Annotated in this window: 21 protein-coding genes; 1 reads left to right on the forward strand and 20 read right to left on the reverse strand. The window is 41.1% G+C overall.

Translation table 11 applies throughout. The annotated features are described in order from the left end of the window. Nucleotides 1-3: 3 nt before the first annotated feature. The 8 genes from murC to QS39_RS09720 all read right to left on the reverse strand — a co-directional run bounded on the left by murC (nt 4) and on the right by QS39_RS09720 (nt 12,182). A complete protein-coding gene (gene murC, locus QS39_RS09685; RefSeq protein ID WP_033677684.1) occupies nt 4-1,338 on the reverse strand; it encodes a UDP-N-acetylmuramate--L-alanine ligase in 1,335 nt (444 codons plus the stop codon). 10 nt (nt 1,339-1,348) lie between these two features. Next, nucleotides 1,349-1,966 carry a divisome accessory protein ZapJ gene (locus QS39_RS09690; RefSeq protein WP_023938462.1) on the reverse strand — a complete coding sequence of 206 codons (618 nt, stop codon included), beginning with the start codon at nt 1,964-1,966 and terminating at the stop codon, nt 1,349-1,351. Between the two features lie 47 nt (nt 1,967-2,013). Next, a complete protein-coding gene (locus tag QS39_RS09695) occupies nt 2,014-5,112 on the reverse strand; it encodes a pilus expression-regulating Snf2 family helicase (RefSeq protein WP_077805382.1) in 3,099 nt (1,032 codons plus the stop codon). 92 nt (nt 5,113-5,204) lie between these two features. Continuing rightward, entirely contained in the window at nt 5,205-6,371 is a 1,167-nt protein-coding gene (locus QS39_RS09700; RefSeq protein WP_077805383.1) for a MalY/PatB family protein, read from the reverse strand. 7 nt (nt 6,372-6,378) lie between these two features. Further along, a complete protein-coding gene (locus QS39_RS09705; protein WP_016399612.1) occupies nt 6,379-7,473 on the reverse strand; it encodes a cystathionine gamma-synthase in 1,095 nt (364 codons plus the stop codon). Between the two features lie 164 nt (nt 7,474-7,637). Then, nucleotides 7,638-8,093, reverse strand: a complete 456-nt coding sequence (locus tag QS39_RS09710; protein WP_077805384.1) for a hypothetical protein — start codon at nt 8,091-8,093, stop codon at nt 7,638-7,640. Between the two features lie 313 nt (nt 8,094-8,406). After that, a complete protein-coding gene (locus tag QS39_RS09715) occupies nt 8,407-10,365 on the reverse strand; it encodes a peptide ABC transporter substrate-binding protein (protein WP_077805385.1) in 1,959 nt (652 codons plus the stop codon). A 191-nt stretch (nt 10,366-10,556) separates the two neighbouring features. After that, nucleotides 10,557-12,182, reverse strand: coding sequence for a putative polysaccharide biosynthesis protein (locus QS39_RS09720; RefSeq protein ID WP_077805386.1), 1,626 nt, complete (start codon nt 12,180-12,182; stop codon nt 10,557-10,559). 105 nt (nt 12,183-12,287) lie between these two features. Between QS39_RS09720 and QS39_RS09725 the strand changes: the two genes are divergently transcribed. Continuing rightward, nucleotides 12,288-13,733 (forward strand): UDP-N-acetylmuramoyl-L-alanyl-D-glutamate--L-lysine ligase, encoded by a 1,446-nt coding sequence (locus QS39_RS09725; protein WP_077805387.1) that lies wholly within the window; start codon nt 12,288-12,290, stop codon nt 13,731-13,733. A gap of 47 nt (nt 13,734-13,780) precedes the next feature. On the opposite strand, the gene QS39_RS09730 is transcribed toward QS39_RS09725, so the two are convergent. The 12 genes from QS39_RS09730 to rpsF all read right to left on the reverse strand — a co-directional run bounded on the left by QS39_RS09730 (nt 13,781) and on the right by rpsF (nt 20,917). Beyond that, complete coding sequence (locus QS39_RS09730; RefSeq protein ID WP_050242040.1) at nt 13,781-13,972, reverse strand: CsbD family protein; 192 nt, start codon at nt 13,970-13,972, stop codon at nt 13,781-13,783. A 100-nt stretch (nt 13,973-14,072) separates the two neighbouring features. Then, the gene (locus tag QS39_RS09735) at nt 14,073-14,723 is read right to left on the reverse strand and encodes a DUF1803 domain-containing protein (RefSeq protein ID WP_077805388.1); all 651 of its coding nucleotides are present in this window, start codon (nt 14,721-14,723) and stop codon (nt 14,073-14,075) included. After that, nucleotides 14,707-15,219 carry a YiiX/YebB-like N1pC/P60 family cysteine hydrolase gene (locus QS39_RS09740; RefSeq protein WP_077805389.1) on the reverse strand — a complete coding sequence of 171 codons (513 nt, stop codon included), beginning with the start codon at nt 15,217-15,219 and terminating at the stop codon, nt 14,707-14,709. Before QS39_RS09740 ends, QS39_RS09735 begins: the two co-directional genes overlap by 17 nt. Nucleotides 15,220-15,305: 86 nt before the next feature. Then, the gene (locus tag QS39_RS09745) at nt 15,306-16,241 is read right to left on the reverse strand and encodes a manganese-dependent inorganic pyrophosphatase (RefSeq protein WP_077805390.1); all 936 of its coding nucleotides are present in this window, start codon (nt 16,239-16,241) and stop codon (nt 15,306-15,308) included. 85 nt (nt 16,242-16,326) lie between these two features. After that, nucleotides 16,327-16,611 (reverse strand): GIY-YIG nuclease family protein, encoded by a 285-nt coding sequence (locus QS39_RS09750; RefSeq protein WP_077805391.1) that lies wholly within the window; start codon nt 16,609-16,611, stop codon nt 16,327-16,329. Then, on the reverse strand, nt 16,601-17,350 hold the full coding sequence (locus QS39_RS09755) for a tRNA1(Val) (adenine(37)-N6)-methyltransferase (RefSeq protein ID WP_077805392.1): 750 nt from the start codon (nt 17,348-17,350) through the stop codon (nt 16,601-16,603). The genes QS39_RS09750 and QS39_RS09755 overlap by 11 nt, the downstream gene beginning before the upstream one ends. Nucleotides 17,351-17,403: 53 nt before the next feature. After that, nucleotides 17,404-17,763: a S1 RNA-binding domain-containing protein gene (locus tag QS39_RS09760; protein WP_000689593.1), complete on the reverse strand. Its 360-nt coding sequence runs from the start codon at nt 17,761-17,763 to the stop codon at nt 17,404-17,406. Between the two features lies 1 nt (nt 17,764). Continuing rightward, nucleotides 17,765-19,165: a bifunctional Cof-type HAD-IIB family hydrolase/peptidylprolyl isomerase gene (locus QS39_RS09765; protein ID WP_077805393.1), complete on the reverse strand. Its 1,401-nt coding sequence runs from the start codon at nt 19,163-19,165 to the stop codon at nt 17,765-17,767. A gap of 82 nt (nt 19,166-19,247) precedes the next feature. Beyond that, the gene (locus tag QS39_RS09770; protein ID WP_077805394.1) at nt 19,248-19,751 is read right to left on the reverse strand and encodes a GNAT family N-acetyltransferase; all 504 of its coding nucleotides are present in this window, start codon (nt 19,749-19,751) and stop codon (nt 19,248-19,250) included. 122 nt (nt 19,752-19,873) lie between these two features. Next, nucleotides 19,874-20,113, reverse strand: a complete 240-nt coding sequence (rpsR, locus tag QS39_RS09775) for a 30S ribosomal protein S18 (protein WP_000068664.1) — start codon at nt 20,111-20,113, stop codon at nt 19,874-19,876. A 31-nt stretch (nt 20,114-20,144) separates the two neighbouring features. Next, nucleotides 20,145-20,615, reverse strand: a complete 471-nt coding sequence (ssbA, locus tag QS39_RS09780; protein WP_000609606.1) for a single-stranded DNA-binding protein SsbA — start codon at nt 20,613-20,615, stop codon at nt 20,145-20,147. A gap of 11 nt (nt 20,616-20,626) precedes the next feature. Further along, nucleotides 20,627-20,917, reverse strand: coding sequence for a 30S ribosomal protein S6 (gene rpsF / locus QS39_RS09785; protein WP_001151778.1), 291 nt, complete (start codon nt 20,915-20,917; stop codon nt 20,627-20,629). Nucleotides 20,918-21,065: the final 148 nt, after the last annotated feature.

The following is a 21,065-nucleotide window of genomic DNA, read 5'->3' on the forward strand; positions in this document are numbered from 1 at the left end:
ATCCTATTGAACATTGCTTGTCAAGTTAGACAAGAGACGTTCAAATGAGTATTCATAGGTTTGGATGTCTCCTGCTCCCATAAAGACATAGACAGCATTGTCATGGTCTAGGAGTGGAGAAACATTTTCAACAGTAATGACTTGGTGTTTTTTGTTGATTTTTTGGGCTAGGTCTTCAACCTTAACATCTCCATGGTCCACCTCACGAGCAGAACCATAGATTTGTGCTAGGTAAACAGCATCCGCTTGGTTCAAAGCGTGAGCAAATTCGTCCAACAAGGCAATGGTTCTTGTAAAGGTATGCGGTTGGAAGACTGCTACAATTTCCTTGCTTGGATATTTCTGACGAGCCGCATCCAAGGTCGCAATAATTTCTGTTGGATGGTGGGCAAAGTCATCGATAATCACTGTATCATTGACAATTTTCTCAGTGAAACGACGCTTAACACCAGCAAATGTTTTCAAGTGCTCACGCACCAAGTTCAAATCAAATCCTGCTGTGTAAAGAAGACCAATAACGGCTGTCGCATTCATGATATTGTGACGACCGAAGGTTGGGATGTGGAATTGACCCAATTCTTGTCCACGGAAGTGAACTGTGAAGGTTGAACCAGTTGTCGAACGAAGAAGCTCACTAGCTACAAAATCATTACCTTCTGCTTCAAAACCATAATAATAAATTGGTGCATCAGACGTAATTTTACGCAATTCTGCATCTTCACCATAGACAAAAAGACCCTTGGTAATTTGTTTGGCATAGTCATTAAAGGCATTGAAAACATCCTCTAGACTTGTGAAATAGTCTGGATGATCAAAGTCAATGTTGGTGATAATAGAGTATTCTGGGTGATAAGGCATAAAGTGGCGTTCATATTCGTCAGATTCAAAGACAAAATATTTGGCATTGGCCGAACCACGACCTGTCCCATCCCCAATCAAGAAGCTAGTGTCTGTGATGTGAGACAAGACATGAGACAACATACCTGTCGTTGAAGTTTTTCCATGCGCTCCTGCTACTCCCATGCTAACAAAGTCACGCATAAAGCTACCAAGGAACTCATGATAACGTTTGTAGCTGATACCATTTTGGTCTGCATAGGCAATTTCGACGTTGTTATCTGGACGAAAGGCATTTCCAGCGATAATTTCCATATCACCGTCTAGATTCTTTTCATCAAAAGGAAGAATAGTAATTCCTGCCTGCTCAAGACCACGTTGAGTAAAGTAGTATTTTTCAACATCTGATCCTTGAACCTTGTGCCCCATTTGGTGCAACATCAAGGCCAAGGCACTCATCCCTGATCCCTTAATTCCGATAAAATGATATGTCTTTGGCATGTTTTCTCCCCTATTCTGTAATTCTGGTCAGATTTAACTCTTGGGCAACCCGACGTTCTTGTTCTGTTTGTTTACTTTTTTTATTGTAGATTTGGCTCTTCTTTAGAAAATCATAGTTGTTTTTCTTTGGAGCAGGTGCTGACACTTCTTCATTCTTGGTAGGGATAGAATGAACTTCTTCCGCCAAGATATAATGAGACTGGGTCAATTTTTGGCTATATTTGACAAATTCACCAGGATTTTCCTTTTGGAAAGGAGCTGTCGGTTGGTTACCCTGTCTAACAAGGCCTGATTTAGAATGACGTCTCGCACGGCTGAAATCCTGAGTTAGATAGTTAGCAGAGCGTTTCTTTTTCAAGTCTGCACGCGCTTCTTCACGCGCCACCTCCGCATAGCTCTTTCCTTCTTTTTTAACCCCTAAAGGAGCTTTTTTAGGTTTCTCGACTTGCTTTTCAATCGGTTTGACTGGCGCCTCTTCAGTAATAGGAGCCCATTCTAAATAATTTTTATCTCGATACTCACCCTTGATATTACTGATCAGATCAGACTCATCGTACAAGTTCATGACTGGCATTTCAGTCAGCATGACCTCGTCATCTGACACCAATGGAAATCGTTCTTGTTTCATTTTCTATTTCCTTTCAACACTTCATTATAGCGTATTGTCTTGATTTTTCAAGTGCTGGCTTCAGAAATTCCCAAAATTTCTCTAATTTCTGCTAGGGTGAGACTGCCACGTGACTCTGTTCCATCCAATACTTGTGACACCAGATGTTTCTTCTGTTCTTGGAGTTCCTGAATTTTTTCTTCAATGGTTCCCTTGGTCACCAAGCGATAGACCTCAACCGTTTCTTCCTGTCCCATCCGATGGGCACGGCCAATGGCTTGCGCCTCTACTGCAGGATTCCACCAAAGGTCAACCAAGATAACTGTATCAGCACCTGTCAGGTTCAGTCCGACACCACCAGCCTTGAGGGAAATCAGAAAGGCATCTCTTTCCCCTTGATTAAAGGCCTTGGTCATGTCTTGTCTTTCCTTGGCTGGGGTTGAACCCGTAATTTTAAAGGAAGTCAAGCCCAAGTCTGGCAATTCTTGTTCAATTTCCTCCAACATTCCCTTGAACTGCGAGAAAATCAAGACACGGTGTCCGCCGTCTGCCACCTGTACCAGCAGGTCTCGGAGACTATCCAGCTTGCCACTGGCTCCCTGATAATCTTCCATAAAGAGGGCAGGAGTGTCACAGATTTGGCGCAAGCGCATCAGACCAGACAAGATTTCCACACGACTTCGCTGGAATTCCTGGTCTGAAACTTGAGCCAATCTATCTCTCATCTGTTGCAACTGGGCTAGATAGATAGCCTTTTGCTGGTCTTCCAGTTCATTCTTATAAACTACTTCGATTAAGTCTGGCAATTCAGTCAGAACTTCTTCTTTCTTGCGCCTCATAACGAAAGGCTTGATAAACTGAGCCACGCGTTCAGCTGGCAATTTCATAAATTCTTTCTTGCTTGGCAGAAGTCCTGGCATGACGATTTGGAAAATAGACCACAGCTCACCCAGATGGTTTTCAATAGGAGTTCCTGACAAGGCAAAGACCGACGGCACCACAAATTGTCTCAAGGTCTGGGCAATCTTGGTCTGGGCGTTTTTCATGACCTGAGCTTCATCTAAGAAAAGGAAGTCAAAGTCCATCCCCTGATAAAGCTCACTGTCCTGACGGAAGGTAGCATAGCTCGTCACATAGATTTGATGGCTCTCAGCAAGAATCTCTTCACGACTAGCTTTCAAACCATGAACAACAGCCACATCCAACTGTGGGGCAAATTTTTGAAACTCATCTGCCCAGTTATAGATTAAACCTGACGGAGCTAAAATCAAAACCCGACTTTCTTTTGTCACTTGACTGGTTAAAAAAGCAATGGTCTGCAGGGTTTTACCAAGTCCCATATCGTCAGCCAAAATCCCACCAAAACCATAATGATGGAGCATTTGCAGCCAGCCGATTCCCTTTTCCTGATAATCTCGCAAGTCAGCCTGAACTTGAGTTGTTTGTCTAGGGAAGTCCTCTGGATGCGTCAAATCATGAGCCAGATTCTGGAATTCTTGTGAAAAAGAAACACGGTCACGCCCCTCAAAAAGATGAGCTAAACTATAGGCCAAAGATTTCCGAGTCTGTAAGGAGCCATCTTTTAGTTCAAACTGCCCCAGCTCCTGTAGATTTTGGCGAATTTTCTTGGTTTCTTCATCAAAAAAGTAGACTTGATTAGACGAATCAATATAAAAATCTCGATTGGCAACCAAGGCCTGCATGGCTTGGTCGATTTCCTCTTGGGCAATATCTTGAAAATCAAACTGGATTTCCAAGAGACCTCCCTTGGAAGCAATCTGCACTTGAGGACTCGCTAGGCTATAAAGCTCTTCTAGTTTATCTGATAGGTCAACATTCCCGAGTTTTTCAAAGACTGGAATGATTTCGTGGAAGAAATGATAGACAGACTCTGCTTTTAAAGCCTGACGCCAAGATTGAAAATCGGCTTCAAAGCCCGCAGCCAAACAGACTTGGAAAATTCTTTCTTCTAAGTCCGCGTCACTCGAAAATGGTAATTCTTCTAGCTCTTGTCGGCTAGATACCTGCCTATCCCCATAATCAAACTGGATTTCTAGACGAATTCGATTATCCTCTTCCCTATCAAAGTAAAAAGAGGGCGCAAAGGATTTGATTTGTAGACGTTCTGGAGCTGAAACGATCCCTATCTGGCCAAAGAGCGTTAGACAAGAAGCCAACTTATCTCGGTCACTACTATCAAATTGTAGGTATTTCTTTCCATGTTGATCTAAAGGCAGCGCTTTGATTTCCTTGAGAAGACGCATCTGCTGGTCTGTTAGAAAACAAACCTGACCTTTATGGAAAAGCACAGCTCCCTGATAAAAGACATTGACCCTTGGGCTCTCACTGATTTCCATTTCAAAATAATCCGAGTATTCTGTTACTGTAAAGGCAAATAGATTGGCATCAGCATGCATATCCTGAAAAAGCAGAGTCTGGTAGCTATCCACTTGATGGTCAAATTGAAAATGGGGCAAGGTCATCAATAAATTCACACCCTGCTCAAAAAAAGTCAGAGGGAAAAAGAGGTGCCGACCCTGGTTTTGGAAAAAGAGGTCTGGAGCCTGTCCTTCCTCCATCAGTCCACGCAAGAAAATCAGAAGTTCTTGGCTAGCATCATCAAAGGCTTCCCAAGAAAGAGACTCCTCATAAATCTTGCCAATCATATAAGACTTTCTCTGCTCGACAATCCTTAAAAAGAGTGGAATATCCCGAATGACGTAGTATTTTTGGCTATTGATTTGCCCGATTCTCAGAGTCCACAAGATATGATTGGTTCCTGCTTCCACTTGCCCCACAGCCGATAATTCATAGGCACGTTCTGATTTTGGAGACAAGATTCGGTCCAAAAATTTGCCACCCAAGGTCACCTTGGTTTCAACGGCCTCTTTTTCTTCATGACCTTCTTCCAGACTCTGCAAGATTTCCTGACCACGCTCATCATTTTTTAGAAAATGCTCCAGAGCTGCCAAATGCACACAGTAGCCCCTCTTTTGGAAAAAATCGCAAGCACAAAAAACCAAATCATCCTCTAAACTATAGCGTAGTTCTTCTTCTGCAACGCGAGCGTAGAGCCGATTGTTCTTTTCCTTGATAATGTCAACCTTACCAGTTTCATAAAGGGCAACGCCTTCGATACGGACTTTCCCCGGAATCAATTTAGCCATATTTTCACCTTTACCTTATCTTTTTATTATACCATATTTTCCCCTATGAAAATAGCCTTCTAAGGATACTTTTCTCCTAGAAGGCTGGATTTTTAACGTTTGGCAAAAGTCGTCACAATTCGCTGACAAACTTCTTGCAGCAGGGATTTAGGCATGGCTACATTGAGACGGGCATGGAGACTCCCTTCCTCTCCAAAATCCAAACCACGGTTGAGGATAACCTTGGCTTCATTTCTCAACAGCTCTTGCAATTTTTCATCAGTCAGGTCATAGGCTGAAAAATCAAGCCAAATCAAGTAGGTTCCTTGCGGTTTCATGACCTTGATTTTAGTCTCTTTTCCAAATAAATCTACCACATAATTAATATGGTCTTCAAAGACTTGCTTGAGTTCCTCTAGCCAATCCTTCCCATAGCGATAGGCAGCTTCTGTCGCCAGATAACCCAGACCTGAAATTTCATGCTGATTATTAGCCAACTGACGTTTCTGGTAAGCCAGTCTCAACTTAGGATTTTCAATGACTGCATAGGAATTTTTTGTCCCAGCGATATTAAAGGTTTTAGTGGCACTGGTCAAGACGATAGCAAATTCTTTAAAGTCAGGATTGATGGTATTGAAGGAATGATGCTTGTGACCAAAGAGGGCCAAATCTTGGTGAATCTCATCTGAAACCAAGAAAACACCGTGTTTTTGGCAGAGTTGGCCAATCTTCTCCAACACTTCTTTTTCCCAAACACGCCCACCAGGATTGTGAGGGTTGCAGAGAATATAAAGTTTGACATCCTCTTCTACCAAATCCTTTTCAAGTCGGTCAAAGTCAATCTCAAACAGACCATCCTTTTCCACCAAAGAATTGGTAATCAATCTACGGTTGTTCAACTTGATACTGCGAGCAAAAGGTGGGTAGACAGGCGTGTTAATCAGAACCGCCTCGCCTTCTTTTGTAAAGGCTTGAATAGCTGTTGAGATAGCTGGTACCACACCCTCGATAAAAACAAGAGCCTCTTTGTCAAAGTGGTAGCCGTGTTGTGTGGCTTCCCACTTTTGAACTTCCTTAATTAACTCTTCACTGGCATAGGTATAGCCATAAACCAGTTGATCAGCGTAAGTCTGCACGGCTTGGCGGATTTCAGGCAAGACTACAAAGTCCATATCCGCTATCCAAGCTGGTAGGACTTCACTATCCGTTTCTGCTTCTTTCCATTTATAGGTATGGTGCCCTAAACGATTGGGCAGGCTTGTAAAATCATATTTTCCCATCTTTGTCTTATCCTTCCAAGGCTTGGCGCAAATCTGCAATCAAATCTCTAGCATCCTCAATCCCAATAGACAAACGCAAGAGGTCATCTGTCAATCCATAAGAATGGCGTACTTCTGCTGGAATATCAGCATGAGTTTGCGTCGTTGGATAAGTAATGAGACTTTCTACCCCACCCAAACTTTCCGCAAAAGAGAAGACCTTGAGGCTGTTTAAAATGTGAGGAATGCGTGTTTCATCCGCTACTTTAAAGGAAATCATGCCTCCACGACCAGTGTAGAGAACTTCCTTAACTGCTGGAGAATCCTTCAAAAAGGCAACCACTTCTTGGGCGTTAGCTGTTGAGCGCTCCATACGAAGAGACAAGGTCTTGAGACCACGAATCAATTGATAACTGTCAAATGGAGACAAGACTGCCCCTGTCGTATTGAGATTGTAGAAAAGCTTCTCGTATAGTTCTAAACTATTGGTCACAACCACTCCAGCCAAGACATCATTGTGCCCTGCTAGATACTTGGTTGCCGAATGGAGAACGATATCTGCTCCATCTTCAATCGGACGTTGGTAGATAGGGCTGTAGAAGGTATTGTCCACCACCACTTTAGCACCCTTAGCATGAGCCAATTTGGCTAGTTTTTCGATATCAAATTCCAACATCAAGGGATTGGTTGGTGTTTCGATATAGAGAACATCCACGTCCTTTTCTAACTCGGCAATCAACTCTTCTTCTGTATTGGCATAGGTAAAATGGAAACGGCCTTCCTGCTCCACTTGATTGAACCAGCGGAAAGAACCACCGTAAAGGTCACGGACAGCCAAAACCTTACTTCCTACTGGGAAGACACTAAAGGCCAGTACAATAGCTGACATCCCTGAGCTAGTCGCTAGCGCATAGTCTGCTGACTCAATAGCCGCCAAGACTTCTTCAGCCTTACTGCGAGTTGGGTTTTTAGTACGCGTATAGTCAAAACCAGTAGACTGACCAAACTCTGGATGCTGATAGGTCGTTGAAAAATGAAGCGGTGTCACCAAAGCTCCTGTCGCTTCATCTGATTTAATGCCCGCCTGGGCCAAAATTGTGTTAATGTGTAATTCCTTGCTCATACAATTCCTCCAAATCTATAGTAACTATTGTACCACTTATTTTCATCAACTCATTTTCTTCTTTTCAAGAGCTAGTTATAGTTTCAAACTATAGACTTATCGAGTAAAGCTAAAAAGAATCCAGAAAAGCTTCCAGATTCTTTTGTGAAAATGATTGCTAGGGCTTACTTATACTGAAAGAAATCCTGTTGGGCTAAATAGTCATAATGGTCTTTGTTAAATTGATACTGACCTACATGCTGACTAATCTGACCGACATCCACGGAAAAAATATAGTCTTCATTTTGATAGTTCCAGTTCAGCCTAACTGTATTCAAGACTGGCTTATAAGTAAAATCTTGAACTTGATTCCAAGGCATCTCTACGACGTGATTAGAGCGATTTTCAGTTATATCACTGATGTCCATCAAGTAGATTCCCTTAGGTGTGAATGCCAGAATCTTAGGCTTCACACTCGACTGAACATAGTAGGAACCACCTATAATGAAAAAATCAATAAAGGATTTCAGCAATGTCTTTTTCTTAAAAGCCATCAGAAAATTCTTTTGCCCTTCAATGCGACAAGTTGAAAGAAATGATGCAATCTGTTTTTCTGTTGCAAACTCCATAATAGCGCCCATGATGATACCTCCATAACGATTAGTAAATAGGCAGATAAGAACTCTTCACATAAAAGAAGAACTTATCATTTGTTGCATTTTATCTTACTTTTTCAGTAAATAACATCCCTCCTATAAAATCGTTCTAGCATGTGCATACTTCAGTTAACACTGGGTAGATTTTCGAAAATAGTTTCTCACGTTTTTGTTATATTCATTATAACATAAATTTAATAAACCAATTAAAAAATGTAAGCATTTTCTTCCAAATTTGCCATCATTCTATTAAAAAACGACAGCTTCCTTCGAAACCATCGTTTTTCGTGAAAAATCCTTATTTGACGTGTTTTGCCAATTCTTCTTGGGCTTTTCTATTAGATTCTTCTTTTTCTTTCAACCATTTTTCTTTAGCTTTTTCATATTCGTCTTTTGTAACTGTCTTATCTTGTAATTTGAGGTATTTATATGATTCAACCCCTTTATTACCAGCCAATGAATATGGTGTTGAGAAAGGAACAATTTTTCTCAATGTTGGTGTTCCGCCTAGTGAAACATTTGGAATTGCTAGAGAGCTATCTACTAACCAAGCTTGGGCATCTGCATATTTTTCATAACGTTTAGCTGGATCTTGCTCCTTATTAGCTTCTTCCAACATTTGAGTGTAGACATCCAATCCAACAGCCTTGGCCTTGTCATTGGCTTCACCTGGCTCTATACCTAGATTTTGCATCAAACCACCAGAATTAACATTAAACACATCAAGATAGGTTGAAGGGTCTTGATAGTCTGCACTCCAACCACCGTTGTAAAGATCATAATCTTTCTGAGCTGCAGTTTGAGCTAGATAACCTGAACTATCATAGTCCTCTGTAGAAAGTTGATGAACATCAATCACAACATTATCTGCACCTAAGACAGACTCAATTGATTGCTTCATGGAATTGATTCCTTGAATTTCAGCCTTATTAGCCAAATCTATAGTTTTATCTAAGTGTATAGGGAATTGGACTCCTTTGGCTTGGAGTTCTTTCTTAGCTTCAGCAAATTTAGCTTTAGCTTTTTCTGGATTGTAGTATGGATCCTGGGCATCTGCAAAGTTGATTCCTTGCCATTCCTTGCCATAGTTGACCATCTTAGAGGCTACTACTTCACCAAAGTCTTTTCCCTTGATACTTACGAAGTTTGGAGGAACGACGAGGTTACGCAAAATCTTAGTTGCCCCCTCTTCTCCTTGAGATTGGGCCCCGTAAGCTGTACGGTCATAGGCAAAATTAATGGCTTGACGGAAGTTCTTGTTAAGAACCGCTTCTTGAGTCGATTTCTTTTCAATATCGGTCGTCTTAGAAGTAAATTTATAAGATTTTCTATCCAAGTTGAAGTTTAAGAAGTAAGATGTAGCATCTTGCATGCTATAGATGATATTGTCCTTATTCTTTTCTTTAATCCCTTCAAAACTTGAACTGTTCGGATAGAGACGAGCATAGCTATAAACACCTTCGGTAAAATTACGTGCCAACGCATCTTGGTCACTACCATCAAAATAAGTCAATTTGACATCATCTACAAAGACATTTTTAGCATCCCAGTAGTTAGGATTTTTCTTGTATTCGATGACTGATTTTGAAACAAAGGATTTCATCAAGAAAGGTCCATTGTACAAAATGCTAGATGGATCTACCTTCCCAAAATCATCCCCTTTTGATTTCAAGAAATCCGCATTGACTGGAAAAAGAATCGTTGAGGTTGTTTTTGAGTTCCAGTAAGGTTCTGGTCGTGCCAAGGTATATTGAACGGTTTGGTCATCAAGAGCCTTAACTCCGACAGTTGAAAAGTCGCTTGTTTTACCAGTGATATAATCATCTAAACCAGCAACGGATTCTTGCACTAAGTACAAGGCTTCTGATTTTTTATCAGCCGCATATTTCAAACCAGTGACAAAATCTTTGGCAGTTACAGGAGCATATTCATCTCCATCTGCAGTATACCATTTAGCATCCTTACGAAGTTTGTAGGTATAGGTCAAACCATCTTGAGAAACACTCCAATCCTCTGCCAAGGATGGGATATAGTTCCCATACTGGTCATTTTCCATGAGCCCATCTACCAAATTAACCACGATATCATTGGTTGTTGCACGGTTTTCTGCTAGATAGTTCAAACTAGATGGGTCACTTACGTAAACATAGTTATATGTTTTTGACGCTGTGCTAGAATTTCCACAGGCACTTAACAAAATACCTGCACTTAACACGACACCTGCAAGTGCTGCATACTTGGCCTTAGACTTTTTCATCTCCAGAACCTCCTGATTTAAATATTTGTTTTATTATACAACTCGTATTTTATTTAGTCAATGGGTTTTTTAAAAAAATTAATCATTACATCTACAAACTATAGAAATTATTCTACAAAATAATAAAAAAGAGAATAATTCAAGCATTTCATGATAGAAATGTTCAAATTATCCCTTTTATTTATAAAAAATTATTGAGAAATTCTAAATTTTACTCGCAGGCGATCTGCTTGGGCTTTTCCAATCACCTTATCCAATAAACGAGTACGGAGACTCATGACTCCGTATACTCCTCCACCCATGGCACCGACAAGAGCTACATAAAGGAAGCTCCACAAACGTCCACTTGGTTGGAATACAAATCCTAAAATCCACTGGATGGCACCGACACCGATGAACATAACAAGGGTCAACAAACTGATTAAAATGGTTCGTTTCAAAATCACCTTGCGCTTAACACCAGTTACCTTACAAATATCCCGATACATCAAGACGTTAGGAATGATGAGACCGATAGTTGTAGAAATCAAGGGTCCGTAACTGTGGAAGAGGGCGATGGTAGGTATTTGCAAGACTAGCTTGGCAATGGAACCATAGATAAAATAGAGAACGGCCTTGCGGTTACGGAACATGGCCTGAAGCATTGGAGACAAAACCATGTACAAACCTAAAATAGTAGACTGCAAAACTGCAAAGACAAACAAGCCCAGAGCCAAACTATCTGGCTTACCATAGAAAACCGTATAAAGAGGTTCTCCGACCATGACCACTCCAACCGTTGCTGGTAGCAGAAACATAAAGAGTAGGGTGAGACTGTCCTGAACGAGACGAGAAGCTGCCTTCAAGTCCCCCTTGACATAGTTTTCCGTCAAAAGTGGCAAGCCTACACTCCCAATAGAAACCCCAACAGAAATCAAAATCATAGTGATTTTATTAGGATTGGCAGAGAAATAAGAAAACATGACAACCAAGTCTTCATTACTATAATTGGTAAACCAACTCATACTATTGATAAAGGTCAGCTGATCCAGAATCTGGAAAAGCTGGATGGCAGACCCTGTCAAGATAAAAGGAATGGCTTCCTTAATGGTATCGATCAAAAGATGCTTGCTGTTAATCTTATCCCCTGTTTCAAGGACTTTTTTGAGTAACCCTTCTTTGGCAAGGAAATAGATCAAAACTGCAAAACTGGCTACCATACCGACAAAGGCAGCAAAGGTCGATTGGGTAACGGCTGTTAGGTAATCTCCTGAACCGAGCTTCATAATGATAAAGGTTGCTAGGAGCATCCAGATAACACGAATGACCTGCTCAGCGATTTGGCTCATAGCATAAGGTTTGAGGTTATTCATCCCTTGGAAAAATCCTCGGATAACACTCATAGACGGGAAAATCAAGACTCCCCAAGCCAAGCTTTGCATGATCGGTATCAAGTCTTTACCCACGCCAGACAAGTCTGCTAGCCAAGGAGCAAAGACATACAAGACTAAAGCAAAAACCAGGCCTAGTCCTGTCATAAAGCCTAAAAAGCTCCGAATCAGGGCAAAGCTATGCTCTTCTTCTCGCATGGTATTGTACTTGGCAACTTGCTTGGCCACCGCAACTGGAATCCCTGCTGTTGAAACCAGCAAGAACCAGGCATAGATATTGTAGCCCATAGTGAAGAGACCATTGGCCGTAGCCGCATAAGATCCCATCCAGATGTACCAAGGGATAATATAGATGGCCCCAAGCAGGCGACTGATAAAGTTACTAGCCGTTAACCAAGCAGTCCCCCGTAACATCTGGGCCTGCTGGTGATTGTTTTCGTGCGACATAGATTCCTCATTCAATTTTGATAACTAGGAAAAACTCCTTATCTTCCATTATAAACTTTTCCTTGTTACTTGTAAATTTACGACTTTCGGTTTACAATAGAAAGTATGATAAAGATTGAAACCGTATTAGATATTTTAAAGAAAGATGGTCTCTTCCGCGAGATTATCGACCAAGGACACTATCACTACAACTACAGCGAAGTTGTTTTTGATAGCATCAGCTACGACAGCCGAAAAGTAAAAGAAGACACTCTTTTTTTTGCAAAAGGCGCTGCCTTTAAAAAAGAATACCTTCTTTCTGCTATAACACAAGGCTTAACTTGGTATGTTGCTGAAAAAGACTATGAGGTTGGTATTCCTGCCATTATCGTGAACGACATTAAGAAAGCTATGAGTCTGATTGCTATGGAGTTCTATGGTAATCCACAGGAAAAACTCAAACTCCTTGCCTTTACTGGTACTAAGGGAAAAACAACAGCAGCCTATTTCGCTTATAACATCTTATCTCAAGGGCATCGCCCTGCTATGCTCTCGACCATGAATACAACTTTAGATGGCAAGACTTTCTTTAAGTCTGCATTGACAACTCCTGAGAGCATTGACCTCTTTGACATGATGCATCAAGCTGTGCAAAATGACCGTACCCACCTCATCATGGAAGTCTCCAGTCAAGCCTATCTTGTCAAACGTGTCTATGGTCTAACCTTTGATGTGGGAGTTTTCCTCAATATCAGCCCCGACCATATCGGTCCTATTGAACACCCTAGCTTTGAAGACTACTTCTACCACAAGCGTCTCTTGATGGAAAATAGCCGATCAGTCATCATTAACAGTGACATGGACCACTTCTCAGTCTTGAAAGAACAAGTTGAAGATCAAGAGCATGATTTCTACGGTAGTCAGTCGAGCAACCAAATCGAAAATCCCAAAGCCTTTAGCTTCTCAGCTACGGGTAAACTCGCTGGAGATTATGATATCCAACTCATTGGACACTTCAACCAAGAAAATGCAGTCGCTGCTGGACTTGCTTGTCTCCGTCTCGGAGCTAGTCTTGAGGACATCAAAAAAGGAATTGCTGCAACCCGAGTTCCTGGTCGTATGGAAGTCCTCACCCAGAAAAATGGAGCCAAGGTTTTTATCGACTATGCCCACAATGGTGATAGCCTCAAAAAACTAATCAATGTGGTTGAAACTCATCAAACTGGAAAGATTGCTCTGGTTCTCGGTTCGACAGGCAATAAAGGAGAAAGCCGTCGTAAGGACTTTGGACTTCTCCTCAATAAACACCCTGAGATTCAAGTCTTTCTGACTGCTGATGACCCCAACTATGAAGACCCAATGGCCATTGCAGATGAAATTAGTAGCTACATCAATCATCCTGTTGAAAAAATTGCGGATCGCCAAGAAGCCATCAAGGCAGCTATGGCTATCACTGAACAAGAACTCGATGCAGTTATTATTGCTGGTAAGGGAGCAGATTGCTACCAAATCGTCCAAGGCAAGAAAGAAGCCTATCCAGGAGATGCAGCCGTCGCAGAAAATTATTTATAAGGATCGTAAAAAATCAAGGGAAACGAAACCCTTGATTTTTTCTATCTTTATTTAAAAGCGTTTTTCAAACCTTCAACGGCACCTTCTACAGCACCTTTAGCATCTTCAACTACTTCTTTTGCCTTAGCAACTGTTTTTTCAACAGCTCCTTCAAGTTCAGTCTTGCTATCCCCAGTAACTTTACCAAATCCTTCTTTGATAGCGCCTGTTGCTTGTTCCAATTTATTTTCAAGTGACATATGATTGTCTCCTTTAGTTTATTCCGATATGTGTTACCGGTTACATATAGTTTATACCGAATACTAAGGAAAGTCAAACAATGTGCTCAGAAACAAGAAATCACGCCAAGTAGAAAGTTAATCTGTCCTTATCAAAATCGATAGCCAACTCATACTTTCCATCTTCATTTTGGACTATATAACCCAGGACAACTAAACTGTCCACAAAGATGTCTCGGCGTTTCTGCATAAGCTGGTCTTTTTTAAGAAATTTTAGCAAAAAAGTTGTCATATATTTGAGAGCATATTCAGGATTAACATCTCCCAAAATGTCGTAAAGTTCCTGCTGTTTTTCTGTCAAAGGATACTGATGTTTGACCTTGTAGAAATAATTGGACAGGGTCATTTTTGATCTCGCAAAGTCCGTCTTTTCAACTAAAATAGCTGCATTGGTTTGATTTCGTAATTCCGTCTCAAAACTCTTCTGCAACAAAGCTTGATAGGCCGGACTATCTTCGCTGACAAAAATCTCTTGATCCAGTTCAAGACTATCGAGTGATTCAAGCATAGGAAAATTGAGGTAATAGCGCTTATTTTCTCGTAGAATCAAGCCTGACTTTATATACTCTTCCATGAGTTTGTCAACTGCTACATCTGGAAACTTGGCCTTAATTTCCCGTAGAATCACATCATCATGCTGATCCAGATAGCGAATCAATTCTCCAAAAAATGGCTGTCTCGTCAAACGAGATGGATTAAAAATCTGAATCATGAAGATTCCTTTCTTTACATTCTAACAGAGGCGATGTTGCCAATTGACTGGGATTGGTCCCAGCTTGGTTCAGAGGAACAGGCAAACCTAGTTCTCTATAATACTCTCTCCAAAAATCACTAATCTCCTGCTCCCCATCCCCAAATTTCATAGGTATGGTCTCAAAAATCGGTAGGATTTCTGCCATGTACTGGGAACAGTAAAAACCAGCTCCATCTGGATAGAAAGAAGCATTATAAGGAGCTCCAAGATGTTTACATGCTTTTTCCTTCACAGACTGGATATCCATTTCTGGGTAGACATAGAGGTCGTACAAGTGATTGGGCTCAAAGAAGTCTGCAGGTTCTTGACAGACAACACCAGCCTGTCCACTAGCGTGGTAAATCATCCCATCCAAATAAATGGCAACATGGTTATAGTTGCCTGTGGAAGTCTGGATGGCCTGTCCCATATCTGACTCATCTCTCACAAAAATCAAATCGCCATTTTCTAACATGCTTCACTCCTAGAAAAAAAGGAGCCGAAACTCCTTTCGATATAAGTCAAACTAGACTTTCCGATTTTGAACTGAAACCCAAAATCTTAAGCATTAAAACTTTCAGTCAATTGAGGTACCACTTGTTTCTTACGTGAAACGGCACCAGCAAGGAAGGCGTGGTTGTCTTCAAGTTTGAAGTTGAAAGCCGCTTCGACCTTGTCCATGTTAGCACCAAGAGCCAAGATTTCTGAGTTTGAGTTGACGATATCTGTAATCATCAAGACAAAGTCAGAATAACCATTTGCTGAGTTAGCGGCTTGCATTGCAGCTTCAATTTCTGCTTGGCGTTCCAATACTTCAGCGATGTCAACTGTGTTTACTTGAGCAACACGGACATTATTTCCGTTGAGTTCAAAAGTTTTAGCATCGATGTCAATCAATTCTTCAGCAGATTTGCTAGCTAAGTTTGTACCAGCTTTCAACATAGCCAAACCATATTCTTCCAAGTTGACACCAGCTAATTCAGCCAATTCAGGAGCAATGACTGTATCTGTTGAGTGTGTTGTTGGTGATTTCAAAAGAAGGGTATCTGAAATCAAACCTGAAAGCATCAAACCAGCAATCTCTTTAGGCACAGCCACACCATGTTCTTTGAACATACGGTAAACGATTGAAGACGCTGAACCAACTGGCTCCAAACGCATGTAAAGTGGGCTTGCAGTTTCAAAGTTAGCCACACGGTGGTGGTCTACAACACCATAAACTTCTACTTCAGCGATATCTGATACAGATTGTTGGAATTCATTGTGGTCAGTCAAGATAACTTGCTCTGCACCTTCTGCTTTGGCAGAAGTGATGACACGCGGTGCTTCCACACCAAAATAGTTCAAGACAAAGGCTGTTTCTTCATTTGGAGTTCCAAGGGCAACAGCTTCCGTATCCAAACCGTAAGCTTCTTTTGCAAGGTAGGCAAAAGCTACAGATGACCCGATGGCATCTGAGTCTGGATTTTGGTGACCAAATACTAGAATCTTAGACATGATAATACCTCATTTTGTTTATTCTCTTTATTGTAGCATTTTTTTCGCTTTTTGACAAAAGTAAGAGGAGTCAAAGGACTCCTCACTACTCTTCAAAATAACTGAGTAAATTTCTATCTTGATTTTCAGATAAAAATCTTTCCTTCTGCGGTCTATTCTTACGCTTGAGCAGGGCTTCTGCCGACATGGCTTCTTCCTTACTGGCAAAACCTTGAGCATAGATAAGTTTGACTGGCAAGCGTGCTCTTGTATATTTGGCTCCCTTCCCACTATTGTGGACAGCGAGGCGTCTTCTCACATCAGTCGTATACCCTGTATAATAAGAACCATCACGACACTCCAGCACATACATATAAGCCTTATGATCCATAATAAATCTCTTCAAGTTCGGGCGTATAAGAGCCATCATCATTGTGGACAATGAGAGGTGGCAAGACCTTAAAGCCACTTGTCGAGCCATCCTTGATAGCCTCAATCAAAAGCATATTGGCTTCCTTTTCTCTTTTTGGATAAACAAACTGCAGGCGCTTAGGGGCTAGATTATGCCGTTGCAACATATCCAGAATGTCCAAGAGTCGGTCAGGACGATGAACCATGGCCAAGCGTCCATTCGATTTAAGAATACTCTGGGCACTGCGACAAATTTCCTGCAAGTTGGTCGTGATTTCATGGCGCGCCAAGAGATAATGCTCGCTCTCGTTCAAGTTGGAATGAGGATCCACCTTGAAATAGGGCGGATTACACAAAATCATATCCACCTTACTCCCCTGGATGTAAGCAGACATATTTTTCAAATCATCACAGATGACCTGCATCTGCTCCTCTAATCCATTCAAACGGACAGAGCGCTCAGCCATATCCGCCAAACGCTCCTGAATCTCAACAGCCAAAATCTGTGCCTGAGTACGAGTGCTAGCAAATAGCCCCACTGCTCCATTTCCAGCGCAGAAATCCACTATCAAGCCCTTTTTAGGAAAACGTGGAAAGCGTGACAAGAGAACACTATCCACCGAATAGCTAAAAACCTCTCTATTTTGAATAATTTTGATATCTGTCGAAAAGAGCTGGTTAATGCGCTCTCCTGATTTTAATAATTGTTCTTCTTCCATGGTTCTATTATAGCAGATTTATATTAACATTACAAAAAATATAAAATTCTAAACTACTTCTTCTTTTTTAAATAGTGCAAGGCTTCTCTAGTCCAAATTGGCATCATTCGTTTAAGAGGCGCAAAGCCGTAGTTAAAACGGTCGCTTGAAAAGCGTCTCCGTCTCGGAAACTGGTGCTTTTCTTCCTCCAAAGTGCGGATAGAAAGACTTGCTTTCCCTGTAAATTCATCTAAATCCACTACCTGAACCTGAACCTCTTCATCGACTTTCAAGGCTTCATGAATATTTTCAATAAAACCTGTCCGAATCTCTGAAATGTGAATCAGCCCCGTATCACCTGTCTCTAGCTCAACAAAGGCACCGTAGGGCTGAATCCCTGTAATACGACCCTTTAGCTTATCACCGATTTTCATCTTAGTCCTCGATTTCAATTGTTTCAATCACAACATCTTCAACTGGCTTGTCCATCGCCCCCGTCTCAACAGCAGCAATGGCATCCAAGACAGCATAAGAAGCTTCATCAGCTAGCTGACCAAATACAGTGTGACGGCGGTCTAAATGAGGAGTTCCTCCTTGGTTGGCATAGATTTCCGCAATCGGTTCTGGCCAACCACCACGAGCAATTTCTTTCTTAGAATAAGGCAAATGTTGGTTTTGCACGATAAAGAACTGGCTACCGTTAGTATTTGGACCAGCATTAGCCATGGAAAGGGCACCACGGATATTGTAAAGTTCTTCTGAGAATTCATCCTCAAATGATTCACCGTAGATTGACTCGCCACCCATACCAGTTCCAGTTGGATCTCCACCTTGGATCATAAAGTCCTTGATAATACGGTGGAAAATAACACCATCATAGTAGCCATCTTTTGAAAGAGCAACAAAGTTAGCCACTGTTTTAGGAGCATGTTCAGGGAAAAGCTTGATACGCAAGTCTCCATGATTGGTCTTAATAGTCGCGATAGGACCTTCTACTGTTTCAATGTCTACTTGTGGGAAATGCAATTCTTTTTCTACCATACCAAATCCTTCTAAGGCATCAAAAATGCCATCTTCTTCTAATGTTTTTGTAATATAATCTGCTTTTTCTTTGATCTTATCATGAGAAATTCCCATTGCAACGCTGATTCCAGCATAATCAAAGAGTTCCAAGTCGTTGAGGCCATCTCCAAAAACCATGACGTTCTCTGGTTTCAAGCCTAGGTGTTCCACAACCTTTTCCACACCCGTCGCTTTGGAGCCTGAAATCGGCACAATATCAGACGAATGCTCATGCCAACGAACCATGCGAAGTTTGTCTGAGAGACTATCAGGCAAGTGCAAGTCATCTCCCTTATCTTCAAAAGTCCACATCTGATAGATATCTTCTTTTTCATGAAAATCAGGATCTACATCTAAATCGGGGTAAATTGGATTGATAGCCTCACTAATCATATCGGTGCGAGTCGACAACTTGGCATCATGACTCCCAACCAAGCCATACTCAATTCCTTCTTGCTTAGCCCAAGAAATATAATCCTCAACATCTGACTTCTCAATCTGATGCTGATAAATGACCTGACCTTTTTTATCTTCGATATAAGCCCCATTCAAAGTTACAAAAAAGTCAGGCTTGAGTTCACGAATTTCTGGCACAACACCAAAAATCCCTCGTCCAGAAGCAATACCTGTCAAAATTCCTTTCTCACGTAATTGCTTAAAAACAGTTGGGATTGAAGCTGGAATAAAACCTGTCTTGGAATTCCTCAATGTATCATCAATATCAAAAAAGACAATCTTGATTTTCTTTGCCTTGTATCTTAATTTGGCATCCATCTCACTACCTCTTTCAATCTAACTCTTTCCATTATACCATAAAGTAGCTAAATCCCCTATTTTCAAAGAAATTCGCTATCTCTTATTCGAACTTCTTGGATAAGTACAGAACTAAATCATCATTATTTTGAATAGTAGCATTCATTTCCAAGGGTTTATTTCTATACCAGACACCTGTCCCATCTGGAATATAGCCTCGTTTGATATACAATCTCTGGGCAGGGCCATAGCCTAAGTGTAAACCTACACCAAGAGTGACCTTACTCGAAACAAACTTGACTCGTTTTTCTGCTTCTTCTAGCAGTTGACTCCCAATCCCTTGATTTCGAAAAGGCTCAAACACATTAAAATCTGATAATTCTGGATAGACTTCTGCAAAAGGACCATGTTTAGCAGAGGGCAAAATGGTAACGTAGCCCGCTACAGCACCATCAAACTCTGCAACTAAGACTTCTCTATCCCCACTTTCCTGTTCCAGAAAATATCTAGCCAAAATTTCCTCTCTACCAGGCCAACCTTGATTCATAAATCCATGAGATAAGGATTCAATATCAGACTTAATCATATTTCTAATCGTACAATTCATCTTTGACTTACCCACCTTTACTCTTTTTATTACCATTATAGCACGCCAAGGTCAGAAAAAAACTATCTCGTGAAAAAAAGACCCAACCGGGTCTGAAAAAGAGGTCCACCCGGACCTCTTTTTTAATCTTCGTTTACGAAAGGCATCAAAGCCATTACGCGAGCGCGTTTGATAGCTGTTGTTACTTTACGTTGGTTTTTAGCTGAAGTTCCTGTTACACGACGAGGAAGGATTTTCCCACGTTCTGAAACGAAACGGCTAAGAAGCTCAGTATCTTTGTAATCAACATATTCAATTTTGTTTGCTGCGATGTAATCAACTTTTTTACGGCGTTTGAATCCGCCACGACGTTGTTGAGCCATGTTTTTTCTCCTTTATAATTTTACTTGTCCATTAGAATGGTAAATCATCATCTGAAATATCCAATGGATTTGTTGCTCCAAATGGATTTTCATCACGTGAAAAGTCTGGTACTGAATTTGTAGGTGCTGAATAGTTTGCAGTTGGTGCAGAGTAAGCTCCACCTGTATGACCTTCACGCACGCTACGGCTTTCCAACATTTGGAAATTCTCAGCCACGACCTCTGTCACGTAGACACGTTGTCCTTGCTGGTTATCGTAACTACGAGTCTGTATACGACCTGTCACCCCGATAAGTGAGCCTTTTTTAGCCCAGTTAGCAAGGTTTTCAGCCTGTTGGCGCCACATAACGACATTGATAAAATCAGCCTCACGTTCGCCATTTTGACTCTTAAATGTACGGTTTACTGCAAGAGTAAAAGTCGCAACTGCTACATTTGATGGGGTATAACGCAACTCAGCGTCACGTGTCATACGCCCTACAAGTACAACATTGTTAATCATAGTTTACCTTCTTACGCGTCAGTTTTGACGATCATGTGACGAAGAATGTCAGCGTTGATTTTTGAAAGACGGTCAAACTCTTTAAGTGCTGCGTCGTCGTTTGCTTCAACGTTAACGATGTGGTAAAGTCCTTCACGGAAATCTTTGATTTCGTATGCAAGACGGCGTTTTTCCCAAGATTTTGATTCAACAACAGTTGCACCGTTGTCAGTCAAAATAGAGTCAAAACGTGCTACCAAAGCGTTTTTAGCTTCTTCTTCAATGTTTGGACGAATGATATAAAGAATTTCGTATTTAGCCATTGATATGTTCCTCCTTTTGGTCTAATGACCCCAAGACTTTGCAAGGGGTAAGTGAGGTTCGCTCACAATAAACTATTATACTAGAAAAAAATTTTTTACGCAAGTAAAAACACCGAAATAAAAAAAGAAGATGACAAATCATCTTCTC

Source organism: Streptococcus mitis (genome assembly GCF_002005545.1).
In the GTDB taxonomy this organism is placed as follows: Bacteria; Bacillota; Bacilli; order Lactobacillales; family Streptococcaceae; genus Streptococcus; species Streptococcus mitis_I.